Source organism: Kribbella sp. NPDC048837, assembly GCF_055586945.1.
The window spans coordinates 256,093-270,406 of record NZ_JBVJHF010000002.1; the positions used below are offsets into that span (position 1 = coordinate 256,093).

Below are 14,314 nucleotides of genomic sequence, written 5' to 3' on the forward strand. Positions count from 1 at the left end.
CGTCGTCCGGTTGATGCTGGCGGTCATGGACGTGTTGGAGGAGTACAAGGACTCAGTGCGGACGACCTGGGCCACAGGGGACTACGACGCGATGATGCGCCAGGAAGGGCTGTACGAGGTCGGTCCGCGGTTGGTGCAGGCCGTGGCCGTCCAGCCCGACGAGGACGTGCTGGACGTGGCCTGCGGGACGGGGAACGCGACCATCCCGGCCGCCCGGACCGGCGCCCGGGTCAGCGGTCTCGACCTCACCCCGGCGATGCTCGCCCGAGCTCGCGAGCGCGCCGATGGCTTGCCGATCGAGTGGGTCGAGGGCGACGCCGAAGACCTGCCCTTCCCGCCCGCGAGCTTCGACGTGGTCCTCTCGTCCTTCGGCTGCATGTTCGCGCCCCGCCACGAGGTCGTCGCCGACGAGATCGCCCGGGTCCTGCGCCCCGGTGGTCGCCTAGGGATCGCTGCGTGGACGCCGGAGGGCACGATCGGAGACTTCTTCCGCATCGTCGGCGCCCACCTGCCGCCGAGCCCCGAGTACGTCGATCCGCCCCTGGCCTGGGGATCCGAGAAGCCCGTCCGAGAACTCTTCGAAGGCACCGGCATCACCCTCGACTTCACCCGCGAGGAGTCCGTCATCCACCACGCGTCCCCCGAGTCCGCCGTCGACTGCTACGCAAACCTCTTCGGCCCCGTAGTCCGAGCCCGCGAAGCCCTGGCCGACCACTGGCCCGCCCTCCACGCCGACCTCCTAACCCTCTTCACCCACTACACCACCACCGAGGGCGTACAACTCCCAGCGGAGTACCTCGTGATCAGGGGCCAGAAGCTCAGTCGGAAAGTCCGATGATCTGAATGATGTCGTCCAGGTGTGCCTCGAGGGTGACGGTGGCCATCCCGTCGTGGATCGTCTTGCCGCGGAGCGCGTCCGGGGCGAGCAACTCGGTGGGGAACGTTGCGTCGCAGACGAAACCGGACTGCGTCTGAACCAGGTTCGGGGTGGCTGTTGCCGAGACGGTCAGGCCCGAAGCGGCGTACGGCGTACCTTCGATGAAGTATTGCGTGAGCAGGACGAAGAACTCCGGTGGGGTCGCGGACTGCAGTGCCTCGGCCATCGCGCGTACTTCGAGGAAGCGTGTGGCGAGGTGGTCCGGAACGGCGTACGGGTCGACCGGCGTGCTCATGCGTTCCTGCCATCCAGTTGGAACGACAACGTGTTCGGCACCTCGGTGAGGACGGCGCGATAGGGGATGATGCCGAAACGCCGGCGCCGAACCTTCGCCTCGATCGTCGTCGTGCCGGTCACGCTCGTGTCCTTCGGGGTGCGGACGACGAGGTGGAAGCGATACAGCCCCCGCAGTTCGGTGGAGCTCGTGCGGTACAGCGCCCAGCTCGGCGTGGACTCTAGCTCGTACATCGCCTCCAGGAACGCTTCCTGCTTGGTGACCGTCCGACCCACCTCGCCCGTCGCCTCGACGCCCACGCCGAGGATCTTCATGGTCGGCGTGAGACTCACGGTTCGTGATACCTCGATGGGGTGGGTCATCCGGTCCGGCTGCATCGACCACGCGATCGGTGGCGTCGTGGTACCGGCGGCGGTCAGGTCGAGCTCCAGCAGCGCCTCGGTGAACGGTTCGTCATCGGCGTGCTTCAGCGTGCAGGTCAGATGCAGCAGGTAGAAGTCCGAGTCGGCGGCTTCGTCCTTCAGGAAGTGCCGCAGTTCCGCGTCGTCGGTGGAGTCGGCGTCGATCCGGCGGTGGACCGGCCCTCCGACGGAGATCCGGTGCCGGACCGGTTCGGTCGACGCCGGGTCGGAGTCGCCGCGCTGGACGTACTCCTCCTTGGCCTCGAGAACGACGTCCTGCGTCGGCGGATCGGGCAACTCGACGGCGATCATGGTTCCTCCCCGGAAGGTACGCGGCGATCTACCCAGTCGCCGGCGAAGTAGAAAGCTCCCCAGTCGCGGTACTGCGGGAACTGTGTCCTGGTGTCGCGTTGCGCGGTCATGAACGCGTCGAGCAAGGACGCTCCACCGACACGGATCCGGTGGAAAGTCGTGAAGAAGTAGCGGGAGACCGGGTCGCGAACCTTCCACAAGGTTCCGATCAGCGCGCCCACCCCACAGATGAAGAAGCTGGCCGGAAGGCCACGAATGTTGTCGCCCCGGTCGAACCGGCCCAGCGCCGTCTCGCACGCGCTGAGCGTCAGCAGATGCAGTCCGGTCAGGTCCAGGCCGAGCAACTCGTAGGCGTGCAGCCGGCCATCCGTCTCGGCGGTCGGGTGCAGGTAGAGCGTCTGGAACGCCGGTGCGTCGACGTTGTGCCGGCCGTGAGTGGCCAGGTGGACCACGGACGCGCCGGAGAGCGCGGTCACTGCGGCCCGTTCGGTGGCCTGCTCGTCGACGACCGCCTGCTGTCCGAACAGGTTCGCGATCTCCTCGGCCTCCGGGACCGCTTCGGGTAGCGGGTGCAGGCCCGGCCGTGTGTCGTGCGCGAAACTCAGCCCTATCGCCGTACCAGGCCCTCGGCTCTCTCCGCGATCGCGTCCGTTGGCCAGCAGGTACAGGTGGGGCAGGTAGGTGACCACGAAGTCCTGCGACAACGGCCGGGCCGGTGAGCCGAGCAGGTGGAACGGGAAGAAGTGGAGCGGGCCGTGCGGCACGATGCAGAGGTGGTCGCGCCCGGCGTCGAGGAAGTCCTGGAGACGCTCGCTGACGTGACCGAACAAGCCGGGCAGATAGTCCGCAAGACTTTGTTCCGCCGCACGGGACACCACCCGGCGGCCGAGTGGTGGGTCGAGGACCTCGCGCCGTAGCTGCTCGACGACCAGGCCGAACGGGTTCGTCAGCAGGCCGCCCATCTCGATCATGCTGGACGGGAAGTCATGCGGGATGACGCTCACACCGACGTCGTCGTCGGTGATGTAGAGAACGTAGACCGCCATCCGGCCGTCGATCACGGCGCCGAGGTACAGGCTGATCAGGACGGTCCGCGGACCGAGCGCCGCCTGCACCTCGTCGAGGGTCAGGTACGCCGACGTCGCGGTGCCCGGCCCGAGCAGCATCTTGCGATTGACGTGCTCGTCGAAGGAGTACTCCAGGTTGGCGAGCTGCTCCTTCTCGGTCTCGCCGCCGGCCACGGTTCGCCTGCGGGCGTAGGTCCCCAGCACCGCCTCCTCGTCCAGCAGCACCTCCGCGTCCACGTCCGCGGTTCCGGGCTCGGCGGCCACGGCGGCGCGGAGCTGGTCGATCCGCTCGAGGAGCCGGCCGGCGCGCTCGTCGGACGCCGGGTCGTAGCCGGTGCCCGCCGCCAGGACCGGAGCCAGCCGGGCTCCCTTGGCGATCTGCCACAGGAGATTCAGCGCCTCGCCACTGGTCGGGTGGGCGCCCATCGCCGCCACCGCCTCGCGGACCATGTCCTGGAGGACCGCCGTCGCGCCCTCACCCAGTCGTGTCTCGATGCGGGCCGCGTTGGGCGCGAGGGCCTGCAGGAACTGCACCTCGATCGGGGTGTCGGCTTTCCGGACGATGTCACCGATCCGCAGCAGGATCTGCAGTCCCTTGTCGTCGAGCCCGAGATCCAGGTGGCCCGACAGCGCTTGTGCGTACCAGCCGGCGCAGTCGGCCCACTGCCGCGCGTTGTAGGCGTTCACGGCCATGTTCAGCTGAAGGGTCGCGCCGCGCCAGCGGAGAAGGTCCCAGTGCTCGGCGGCGACGATCGGGCTGAGCTCGGGCACCTGGGCCAGCAAGGTGAGCGCCAGCTCTTCCTCATCGGTCGCACTCGACCTGCCCATCAGGCGCAGCAGCGCTGCCGCCCGCCGGGCGCCGTTCCAGTTCTCCTGCACAGCTCGCTGCTCGATCGCTCCGACCGCGACCTCCAGCGACTCGTACGCCGGAATCTCGCCGACCAAGGTGTCGGCCAGAGCGGTCAGCTCGGCCTCGAAGACCATGACCCGGAGATCGTCGGTCCCGGCGGCGAAGTAGGGCCGGAGGCGTTTGATCTCGTCGAGCGCGGCGCGCGGTTCCGTCGGCAGGAGCAGCCGTACGACGGTCAGCAGCATCGTGGTCGCGTTCTCGACGCCGTAGTACTCGAAGAGGTCGTCGGGGGCGGTCTCCAGCAGTGGCGCGACCGCGGCGGGATCGATCGGCTCGCCGAGGACCTGCAAGTGGTTGAGCAGGAAGACCCGCAAACGCGGGTTGTCCTCGGCCGCGAGATCCTCCAAGGCCCGGCGGCAGATCTCCACGATCTCACCGGTGTCGACCTCCTCCCCGAGCTCGCGGCGCCAGCCGAGGGTGTCGGCGAGAGCCTTGAGACTGTACGCGCGGTGCCCGCCGGACTCGAGGTCGACGGCTTGCCGGAGATAGTCCTCGGCGACGTGCAGCGCCTCCAGCGGCTCGGGCATCGACGGGCTGTCGTCGTCGATGCCCTGATCCTGTGCGAGCACGCCGCGCCGGAGCCACTCCCCGACGCGTTCCTCGGCCCGGCTACTGGTGGCGCGGGCGAAGTAGGGATCCAGGAACAAGGTGCCGAGGGCAAACAACAGCGAGGCCCGGGCCGCCGGGTCGCCATCGGGACCGAGGTCCGCCAGGGCTGCCTCGCAGATGGCTCGGGTCTGGGCCAGCAGCGCGGCATCCGGGATGTCGGCCAGTGCCGTCTTGCTCACATCCGACCAAGCGACCGCGATCCGCGCACGGACGTCGATCGCTGTGTCGTCAGACGCCTGCGCGGCAGCATGCACCAGTCGCAGCATCTGCAACGCCGGAGTCCAGTTGCCGCGAATCCCTTCTCGGCCGGCCCAGCCCGCGACCGCGAACAAGTACCGCGCGGACAAAGTCGCCGTGAACGCGGGCGCCGCGACCCTCCGCTCTCCCTCCGCCGGGGAGATCTCACCATTGGCGACCAGCTGCCAGACAGCTTCGATCGGCCCGAGGAAGATCGGATATCCGCGGTCCTGCTCCTCGTACCGTCGCCGGGCGCCCCACACCGAGTCGAGCGCGGCAGCCATCGCACCACGCTCGCCATTGGCAGCTTCCGCCAGACGCTCGGCCACCCCCGCCTCGAGCAACCACGGATGCCGCCACACGTACAGCTCCCGATCATCGGCCGAGGCAATCCGGGACAACTCACCCAGCATCTCGATTTCAGCCGCCACCCGCGCACCACTCACGACCCCCCACCCCCTCACTCAGAGTAGGGCCGCCCACGATCTGTGAACAGATCCCGAGCAGCTCACTCGTTGTGGAGGACCTTGGCGATGGTGGTGTGGGCGGCGGAGCGGGCTGGGAGGTAGGCGCCGATGGCGGAGATGAGGATGCCGGCGAGGACCAGGAGGGCCAGGAGGTAGAGGGGATAGACGTGGAGCATGAAGGGCGGGATCTCCACCTGGGCTCCGTTGGCCATGGCGGGGACCACCAGGCGGTGGGCGAGGATGCCCAGTGGGATGCCGAGGAGGCCGCCGATGGCGCCCAGGGCGGCCATCGAGGTGACGACCATGGTGGTGACCTGGCCGGGGGTCATGCCGATCGACTTGAGCATGCCGAGGTCGCGGCGGCGTTCCCGGGTGTTGAGTACGACGGTGTTGAAGACCCCGAGCGCCGCCACCGTCCCCAGCATCAGCGTGAGCAGGATGACCGTCGCCAGCACGATCGCAACGAAGGTCCCCGCGTCCTGACCCGGTGTCTCCTGCAGTCCTGAGTCCTTGGCCTGCACTGCCTTCATGTAGGCATTCAGATCCGTGCCCGGCTTGACGTTGACCTCGTACAGGTTGGCCCGCCGATCGGGTGCCACCAGCGCCAGCGTCTGCCAGTTCGACAGCACCTCGTCACCTGAGTTGTAGAGCGCCTTTCCGACGATCTGCGCCCGTACGCTCTTGCCCTGCGACTGCAGGGTGATCGTGTCGCCGACCGCCAGCCCACGCTGACGCAGGAACCGCTCCGACACCACCACTTGCCCCGGACCGTCGAACCACTTCCCGGCGAGGATGCGATACCCGAGCTCCGTGAAGTCCCCGCGATAGAACGAGACCCGCAGATCCGTCTTGGTACCGGCCAGCCGCATGTCGAGGTCCGCGCTCGCCGTCACCGACGCCGCCCCGGGAGTCGAGCGCAGGAGCGCCTCATCCTCCGCATCGCTCAGTTTGGCCACCGGTGGCGCATCAGGATCGTTCGGCGCAGGCCCGCCTTCCGTCATGCCCGCGAAGATCGCCAGATCGACCGCACCGACCCGGCTCGCAGCAGTCTGGTACGTCGTCAACGATTTCCCGAGCCCCACCGCCAGCGTCACGCTCGTGACACCCAGTACGACGGCCGCCAGCGTCAACGCCGTACGTGCGGGTCGAGCAAATGGCAGTCCGAGCCCAAGACTCACCGACCGCGGCAACCGAGTCCCACTGAGCCACCGCTGCACGCGCAGCCCACGCCCGGCCCGCGGCGCGCTCCCCGCACTGATCGCCTCGGCCGCCGACAGACTCCGGGCCCGCAACGCCGGCAACAGAGCAGATAGCGCCACTAGCGCAGGTACGCCGAGCAGCGCGGCCACATCCACCCAGATCGGTACGCCGACCCCACCAGCGCCGTAGTTCTCGAAAGCCCTTGTCAGCAAGGACGTTGCGAGCACATTGCCCAGCACGATCCCGATAGCGCATCCCACGATCGCCGGGATGGACACCATCGCCAGATAGACCGTCATCACCTGTGTAGGAGTGAACCCCAGCGCCTTGAGTACGCCGATGTGCTTGAAGCCGGCCACCACAGCCCCACTGACCACGTTGGCCACGATCAGTACGGCGACCGCCAGCCCGAGCCACCCGAACACCATCAGGAACGGCACAAACGTGTTCGGCTCACCAGAGGCCAGCGCCCGCAGTGCGAGATAGGACTGCGTGCCCAGCAGCGCACTGGAGGGCAGACCGCTCGTCACTGCGGACTGTCCGGCAGAGACCTGCGCGTTGGTCGCGGCCTGGGCGAACCGGTAGAGCATCTGTGTCGACGTCGGCTTGAACGCAGCCATCTGCGCAGGTGTCACCCACGCATCGGCCGACTGACTCACGCTGTACGCGAACCCGACGATGGTCAGCTCCTGGCCGCCGGTCACGGTGATGGTCGAGTTCAGCGTCGGCGTACCACGACCACTGGACTCGGTCGGGTTCCGGTTCAGCACGATCTCGCCCGGCTTGTCCGCCCAGCGTCCCTTCCACACGTTGAGGCGGTCGACCGCCCCGTTGGGGTCCGCACGTCCGACTGCGACCAGGGACGTCGGGATCCCCATCATCCGCGACGAGCTCAGGCCGAGCGTCGCCTGGCCGAAGGGTCCGGCCACAGCCGCTGCACTCTGGGCTGCCTGCGTGAGCTGGTCATCGCTGACCTTGTTCCGGTCGTACGACGCCACCAGGTGCGCACCGCTCTGCCGCGAGTACGCCTGGTCGAAAGGTCCGCTCGATGCCGCCAGTAGTCCCAGGGCAACGACGATCATCGTGGTGGAGAGCAGAACGACCACTCCGATGACCACGGTCTGCATCCGGCGTCGTCGTACCGCTGCCCGCGACACCGGCCACACCGCGCTCACGGCGTCCGCTCCAGACTGCGCTCACCGGCGATCTGGCCGTCAACGAAGTCGATCACGCGGCTGGCGCAGCGGGTCGCCAGTTGCTGGTCGTGGGTGACCAGGAGCAGCGTCTGGCCGATCTGGTTGAGGTCCAGCAGCAGATCCATCACCTGCTCGCCGGCCCTGGTGTCCAACGCGCCAGTGGGCTCGTCGGCCAGCAGAACCGCGGGGCGGTTCATCAGTGCGCGGGCGACGGCGACCCGTTGCCGCTCGCCGCCACTGAGCTGGGCCGGGTACGTGTTCCGGCGCCCGGCGATGCCGAGTTCGTCGAAGAGCTCGAGGGCACGCTTGCGCGCGTGGGAGGCCGACGTACCGGTCAGCTGGGCGGCCAGTGCGACGTTGTCGATGGCCGACAAGTCGTCGAGCAGGTTGAAGAACTGGAAGATCATGCCGATCCGGCGGCGCCGGTACAGCGCCAGGCCCTTCTCGTCCAGCGTGCCCAGGTCGTCGCCATGCACCACGATCGTGCCGGACGTCGGCCGGTCCAGTCCGGCCACCATGCTGAGCAGAGTGGACTTGCCGCTGCCGGACGGCCCCATCACCGCGACCGCCTCACCGGCTCGGATCTCCAGCGACACTCCGTCCAGTGCGACGGATTCGCCGTACTCCTTGCGTACGGCGGTGAGCCGTACGACCGCCTGTCCGTTGCCTTCGTCATCCGTCATGCGTTCACGCTAGGGCCGGTGGTGCGCCCCGGACGTCAGCCTGCCGGCGTAATGTCCGCGCCCGGTCATCCTGGAGATGTACGGCGTGCCACCGGCGGATGATGCGGAATCGGGAACGCCTTTGGGACAGTGGGTCTTGTGACCACCATCTGGCTGCTCGTCGCCGTGCTGGCCTGCCTGGCCGCCGCGGCGCTCGCAGTGGCCCTCGTCCGGGCGCGACGCGCGCACGCCCGCGCATTGGAGGAACGTGGCTGGTTGCTCGAGCGTGAGCGGGAGAGCGCCGCACGGAACGCCGTCGACGCCGAGCGAGCCCGGATCGCCCACGATCTGCACGACATCGTCAGCCACAACGTCAGCGTGATGGTGATCCAGGCCGGGGCCGCGCGACACGTGCTGGAGACCGAGCCGGACCAGGCCGAGGCCGCACTGCTGGCAGTGGAGGCGGCCGGTCGGGACACGATGGCTGAACTGCGCCATCTGCTCGGCCTGCTCGCACCGCAGGCCGATGGTGAAGAGGATGAGGAGCTGTCCCCACAACCCAGTCTGCGGAGGCTCAGCCCGCTGATCGACCGGATCGCGTTCGCCGGGTTGCCCGTGGAGGTGCGGATCTCGGGGGAGCCCCGGCCGCTTCCGGCCGGCGTCGACGTCACGGCGTACCGGATCATTCAGGAGGCACTGACCAACGCGCTCAAGCACGGCGACGGTGTGAAGGCCGAGGTGACAGTCCGGTACGCCGACCACGCGCTCCGGGTGGAGATCCTGAACACCGGCCCGAGCGTCCTCACCGGCGGGCGTACACCGGTCGCCGGCGGTGAAGGGCGCGGACTGCTCGGTTTGCGGCAGCGGGTGGCCGTGTACGGCGGTGATCTCGATGCGCGGCGTCGATTGGGCGGTGGGTTCCGGGTACGCGCGAAAATCCCGCTGGAGCGACCATGACCCGAGTCGTCATCGCAGATGATCAGGCCCTCGTGCGGACCGGCTTCCGGATGATCCTGAACGCCCGCGGCATCGACGTAGTGGGTGAGGCGGCCGACGGGGTCGAGGCTGTCGACGCGGTCAGCCGGCTGCGACCTGACGTGGTACTCATGGACATCCGGATGCCCACCATGGACGGTCTGGAGGCGACCCGGCGCATCCTCGCCGAGCCCACGGACTGCAGGGTCCTGATGCTCACCACGTTCGACCTGGACCGCTACGTGTACGCCGCTCTGTCCGCCGGAGCCAGCGGGTTCCTGCTGAAGGACGTCACGCCCGAGCACCTGGCCGCGGCGGTCCGGCTGGTCACCACCGGCGACGCACTGCTCGCCCCGTCGATCACACGCCGCCTGGTCGAGCGGTTCGCCGTACCTGCTCCGGAGCAGCCCGCGGTCCATCGCGACCTCGCCGCACTGACGCCACGGGAGCTCGAAGTCCTGACGCTGATGGGTCATGGGTTGTCGAACGCCGAGCTGGCCACGGAGCTGACTCTGAGCGAGGCGACGGTCAAGACCCACGTCGCCCGGATCTTCGCCAAGCTGAGCCTGCGCGATCGCGCGCAGGCCGTTGTCCTCGCGTACGAGACCGGCCTGGTCTCACCGGGTGACCGCTGACGGCTCTACCATTGCCCGTTGCCTGTCGCATCAATTAGATTTCGGCAACTCGCGGATCAGGGAGAGCGTGTACATGGCGACGTGCATTCTGTGTGCGGAGACCGGGTCGTTCCGCTCGCGTGGCGCGAAGGACGGCTACGGGATCGAGGAGTGCCCGTCCTGCGGCCTCGTGCAGCTCGTCCCGACGCCGACCCCGGAGACCCTGCGGGCGCTGTACGAGGGCGACTCGTACTTCGGCGGTGAGGCCGCGACCGGGTACTCGGAGTACGAGGAGCAGGAGCAGGAGTACCTGGCGACGTTCCGCGAGGACGTCCGCCGGATCCGTGAGTTCGTCCCCAGCGGCCGGATCCTCGAGGTCGGCTGCGGGTACGGCTACTTCCTGCAGTGCGCGCTCGATGCCGGGTACGACGCCTACGGCATCGACCTGTCACCGGCGGCCGTTAAGTGGGCCCAGACGCGTCACCCCGGCCGCGTGTTCTGCGGCCTGCTCGAGGAAGTGCCCGAGATCCAGGACCAGAAGTACGACGTGATCTTCGGGTCGCACCTGATCGAGCACCTGACCGAGCCGGCCGAGTTCCTCCGGCAGGCGAGCCGCCTGCTCCGGCCCGGTGGCCTGGTGGTCATGGTCACCCCGAACATCAAGAGCCTGCTGTCCCGCGTCTCCGGCTCGCGGTGGGTGTCGTTCAAGATCCCCGAGCACGTGAGCTACTACGACCCGGCGACCATCACCACGCTGCTGAACCGCACCGGCTACACGGTCCGCGCCATCGACAGCGCGTACCAGTACTACGCCCTGCCCTTCGTCAGCACCCGCGTCCGGGAACTCCTCCATCCGGTCTCCCGGCTCGTCCCGCCGGTCGAACGGCTTCGTTTCCTGCGGAACCGCAAGATCCGCGTCACCAGCGGCTCCATGCGCGTGCTGGCCGCCTACAACGGCGAATGAGGTGACCCGGGCCTTACTGGTTGGACGGGATCCGGACCGAGCGCACGGGCGGCCAGCACAGTCAGCACGTCCGCCACGCCGGCGCCTCAGAGCGGGTTCGGTGTGAACGGCAGGAACGTGTTGACCCAGTCGAGCCGCTCATCAAGCCAGCCGAGCAGGCTGAGCGTGTTGCTGATGGCAGCGGGCGGCCGGCTGATCAGCGTGTCGACCAGCAGCAACCTGTCGAAGTCGACCACCACGGGAGACGTCCGCGGCTGGCCGTCCCGGCCGAGGAACTGGACCCCGGCCAGCTCCATGATCTTGATGACCTCCTGCGCCACGATCCCGTACCCGATCGTCGTCGGATGCGCCCCGTCGAGCGAGAACAGACCGCCTTCGGTCCGCCCTTGCGGTCCGGCGCGGAAGAACCGCGTACTCGGCACCGGATCGAGTGCGGCCAGCTGAGGCGGAAGCTCGTACGGCGTCCACCACGGCGGCCGCGCCCACGGGCTCTCGATGTAGCGCCGGGTGGCGAGCCGGTCCAGGATCGCGCCCATGTCGAAGAGGTACCAGTCCAGGCCGTCGTTCCGTGCGGCCCTGACCGATTCGATGATCGTCTCGTTGTAGGCGTCGATGGCCGAGTCGATGGCGCGGGCCTCGTCCTCGGTGATGTTCGGGTCACGACGCGGGTCGAAGTCGTCGTCCGTGACCCACGGCCGCGTGTAGTGCGGGAAGTAGCGCGACTGTCGCGCCACCTTCTTGTGAGTCCCTCGGGCAATGGGTGCGATCGTGACCGACGGCACGGTGGCGATCAGCACGTGCTGGGCGTCGATGGCGCGGAGCTTCTCAACCAGCAGCGCCCAGTCCGCATCGAACGCACTGGGCCGGAACACGTTGTACCCACGCTTGACGACCATCCGCTCATCCGGTGGCAGCGTCGCATACTCCTCAGGTGTCCAGGCCGGACTGAGGCTGACGACCGAGCCGAGCACGTTGTTGGCCCCGAGGATGACCACCAGCGTCTCCACACCCTCCTTGGCGCTGCTCATGGTCGCGGCGGCCTCGAGGACGGTCTGCGGACGGTTACCCTTGCGGGCTCTCTGCAGGACAGGCCAGGCTGCCCGCAACTGGTGGCGGTCGACGAGTTGCTTGACGAGGTCGTCCTTCGGCGGCGCCTTGAGTCGCTCGGCCACGGTGGCGGCCGTGGTCAGCTGTGGGTCCAGGACGTCCCAGCCGTAGACCGCCATGTTGTGGAACGCCGGCCCCGACTTCGGCGTACCAGAACCGGGGCCTGTCTCCCAGTAGTCCTCGACACGATCCATGTACTCGCGGATCCACAGTCCGGCACCGATGATCTCCCAGAAGTCGAGCCGGTCGCCGTACCGCTTCTCGAACGCACGCACGAACCGTTCGAGGTCCAAGGGCAGCCCACCGGGTCCGGTGGGCCACTCGTAGACCGGGAACTGGAACTCGTCGACACTCAGCCCGAGTTCGTACGCCGTGATGGCCGGCCAGGACAGGTCCGTGCGGAACACCGCCGCACTCATGAACCCGTGCGTCAGCGAGTCCCCGATCGTCACGAGCCGGTGCTTGGCCGCCTTGGCACCTTTCGGCGCCACCGCGATCCCGAGCGTCGGATCGGTGACCGGCTCCCGCGGGTTCACACGGATGACCACCTCGTCCGGGATCGCGCGCTTGTCCGCCACGGCCACCACCCCCGCTTCCGCACGCTACTGGCCGCGATTCCCTTTGGCGATACCTAACCGTTCGCCGCGACGCCGACCTTGTGACCGTGAACGTCGGTGAACACGCCGAAGCTGGTCCCCGGCACCTGCTGCGCCGGCTGAATGATCTTCCCGCCCAACTCCTCGGCCCTCTCCAACGTCGCGCTCACGTCCTCGACGCTGACGAAGAACAGAACCTCGTCCTCCGCCCCCTGCCGCGGCCCGATCGCCACATACGGCCCACCCTCGGCGCCCGTATCGATGAACGTGTACCCCGGGAACGCCCCCTCGGACGCGACCTTCCACCCGAACAACTCCCCGAAGAACGCCCGCGTCGCGTCCGGATCCTCGGACCGGATCTCGGCGTGCACAACTGGATGAGACATGGTGACTCCTCAAGCTCGGCTGCCTCTGTTACCTACCTGACGATCACCCCACCGCCAGATCGACAGCCTGCGGGGACCCGCCGGTGGAGACGAGCCGCCACGATCGGTCGCGCGCGACACGTAGGCGGAGTTGATTCGGTTCAGCCGGCCGCCGGTGAGTTTTGTCGCACCATCCGGTTGGGCCGCCGGCCGGCTGGTCGACGTACTACCTGATGCGGGCCGGGCACAAGCGTCGGCCGCAGATCCGGAAGGACAATCACCATGTCTCACCGCACCAGACGCCGCCTGGCCCGCGGCATCGGCGCCGCCCTCGCCGCGTCCGCCGCTTCCGCCACCCTTGCCGTCGGCGCGGCGGGAGCGAGCACCCAGGGGACACCGCCGGCGGGAATCACCGTGCCGGGTGACCCGACCGCAGCGCCCGCCGTCCTCGTCGCCAGCCTGGAGGGCCGCAACGAGGTCGCGGCCGGCGATCCGGACGGGCAGGCGCTGGAACTCATCGGCATCCGTGGCAACACGCTCAGCTACTCGGTGACTTGGCGCGGCATCAGCGCCCCGACCGAGGCAGCCATCCACGCCGCCGGTCGAGGAGCGGACGGGCCCGTCGTCGTACCCCTGTTCACCACGCAGAGCCGAACGGGTACTTCCGCCTCCGGCAGCGTCACCGTCACCGACCCGACCGTGCTCGATGCGTTGCGCTCAGACCCGGGCGGTTTCTACACCGACCTGCGCAACAAAGACTTCCCGAACGGCGCCGTACGTGCCCAGCTGCACCTGCTCAGTCACGCGGTCAGCACGACCGGAGTTGCCGCAGTGCAGGAGTCGGTGATCTTCGGCAGCCAGATCTACGCCTGCACCGTGCAACAGGACGGCTCGTTCGCCTTCACCCAGAACAACGTCGAGGCGCGCCTCACCGGCGGCATCCACCACACCTTCGTCCAGCCGGCCGCCGGCCCGCCGCAGTGGCAGGCAGCCGACGGCAGCGCTGTCACCGGCAAGGTCGTCACCAAGAACGCCAACGGCGCGGGCAACATCGCCGAACTGGACCTCGACGCCACCCAGATCGGCGACTCCTCCGGGCTGCTGTCGAAGGCCGTCGAGGTGCTTCGCCTCAACACAGTCGGCGGCGTCGCCCCGACCGGCACCTGCGACCCGCAGGCCACGCCGATCGTCAACGTCCCGTACCAGGCCGACTACGTGTTCATCAACGGCTAGCCACTTGGATCGTGCTGACAGGCCCAACTGAGACGGAACGACTCCGGGGCGGCTCCCAGACTAGGGAGCCGCCCCGGCATGTTCTATCCCCCGAGAACCCGAAACCGCCCTTCTGACCTGCGGTCTCTCTACTCCCGGCGAGTGGCGGAGGATACGAGATTCGAACTCGTGAGAGGTTGCCCCCAACACGCTTTCCAATTCCTGAGCTGACCCGCTGACCGCAGGGT

12 protein-coding genes are annotated in these 14,314 nt (G+C 68.4%); 5 read left to right on the plus strand and 7 right to left on the minus strand.

Annotated features, from left to right (window positions below):
* The first annotated feature begins 25 nt into the window (after positions 1–25).
* Positions 26–838, plus strand: a complete 813-nt coding sequence (locus tag ACZ6O0_RS09180) for a class I SAM-dependent methyltransferase (RefSeq protein WP_465764326.1) — start codon at positions 26–28, stop codon at positions 836–838.
* Here ACZ6O0_RS09180 and ACZ6O0_RS09185 read toward each other — a convergent pair.
* The 5 genes from ACZ6O0_RS09185 to ACZ6O0_RS09205 form a co-directional block, all read right to left on the minus strand.
* Positions 819–1,172, minus strand: a complete 354-nt coding sequence (locus ACZ6O0_RS09185) for a hypothetical protein (protein WP_465764327.1) — start codon at positions 1,170–1,172, stop codon at positions 819–821. The genes ACZ6O0_RS09180 and ACZ6O0_RS09185 overlap by 20 nt on opposite strands.
* Positions 1,169–1,885, minus strand: coding sequence for a hypothetical protein (locus ACZ6O0_RS09190; protein ID WP_465764328.1), 717 nt, complete (start codon positions 1,883–1,885; stop codon positions 1,169–1,171). The genes ACZ6O0_RS09185 and ACZ6O0_RS09190 overlap by 4 nt, the downstream gene beginning before the upstream one ends.
* Positions 1,882–5,139, minus strand: a complete 3,258-nt coding sequence (locus ACZ6O0_RS09195; protein ID WP_465764329.1) for a CHAT domain-containing protein — start codon at positions 5,137–5,139, stop codon at positions 1,882–1,884. Before ACZ6O0_RS09195 ends, ACZ6O0_RS09190 begins: the two co-directional genes overlap by 4 nt.
* 77 nt (positions 5,140–5,216) lie before the next feature.
* Positions 5,217–7,550 carry an ABC transporter permease gene (locus ACZ6O0_RS09200; RefSeq protein ID WP_465764330.1) on the minus strand — a complete coding sequence of 778 codons (2,334 nt, stop codon included), beginning with the start codon at positions 7,548–7,550 and terminating at the stop codon, positions 5,217–5,219.
* On the minus strand, positions 7,547–8,254 hold the full coding sequence (locus tag ACZ6O0_RS09205) for an ABC transporter ATP-binding protein (RefSeq protein WP_465764331.1): 708 nt from the start codon (positions 8,252–8,254) through the stop codon (positions 7,547–7,549). Before ACZ6O0_RS09205 ends, ACZ6O0_RS09200 begins: the two co-directional genes overlap by 4 nt.
* Positions 8,255–8,392: 138 nt before the next feature.
* On the opposite strand from ACZ6O0_RS09205, the gene ACZ6O0_RS09210 reads away from it, so the two are divergent.
* The 3 genes from ACZ6O0_RS09210 to ACZ6O0_RS09220 all read left to right on the plus strand — a co-directional run bounded on the left by ACZ6O0_RS09210 (position 8,393) and on the right by ACZ6O0_RS09220 (position 10,786).
* The gene (locus ACZ6O0_RS09210; protein ID WP_465764332.1) at positions 8,393–9,190 is read left to right on the plus strand and encodes a sensor histidine kinase; all 798 of its coding nucleotides are present in this window, start codon (positions 8,393–8,395) and stop codon (positions 9,188–9,190) included.
* Positions 9,187–9,843: a response regulator gene (locus ACZ6O0_RS09215; protein WP_465764333.1), complete on the plus strand. Its 657-nt coding sequence runs from the start codon at positions 9,187–9,189 to the stop codon at positions 9,841–9,843. Before ACZ6O0_RS09210 ends, ACZ6O0_RS09215 begins: the two co-directional genes overlap by 4 nt.
* A gap of 73 nt (positions 9,844–9,916) precedes the next feature.
* Positions 9,917–10,786 carry a class I SAM-dependent methyltransferase gene (locus tag ACZ6O0_RS09220; RefSeq protein ID WP_465764334.1) on the plus strand — a complete coding sequence of 290 codons (870 nt, stop codon included), beginning with the start codon at positions 9,917–9,919 and terminating at the stop codon, positions 10,784–10,786.
* A gap of 86 nt (positions 10,787–10,872) precedes the next feature.
* On the opposite strand, the gene ACZ6O0_RS09225 is transcribed toward ACZ6O0_RS09220, so the two are convergent.
* Together ACZ6O0_RS09225 and ACZ6O0_RS09230 are read right to left on the minus strand one after the other, a co-directional pair.
* Entirely contained in the window at positions 10,873–12,471 is a 1,599-nt protein-coding gene (locus ACZ6O0_RS09225) for a hypothetical protein (RefSeq protein WP_465764335.1), read from the minus strand.
* A 53-nt stretch (positions 12,472–12,524) separates the two neighbouring features.
* Positions 12,525–12,875: a VOC family protein gene (locus ACZ6O0_RS09230; protein ID WP_465764336.1), complete on the minus strand. Its 351-nt coding sequence runs from the start codon at positions 12,873–12,875 to the stop codon at positions 12,525–12,527.
* 261 nt (positions 12,876–13,136) lie between these two features.
* On the opposite strand from ACZ6O0_RS09230, the gene ACZ6O0_RS09235 reads away from it, so the two are divergent.
* Complete coding sequence (locus ACZ6O0_RS09235) at positions 13,137–14,087, plus strand: CHRD domain-containing protein (RefSeq protein ID WP_465764337.1); 951 nt, start codon at positions 13,137–13,139, stop codon at positions 14,085–14,087.
* The last annotated feature ends 227 nt before the right edge of the window (positions 14,088–14,314 follow it).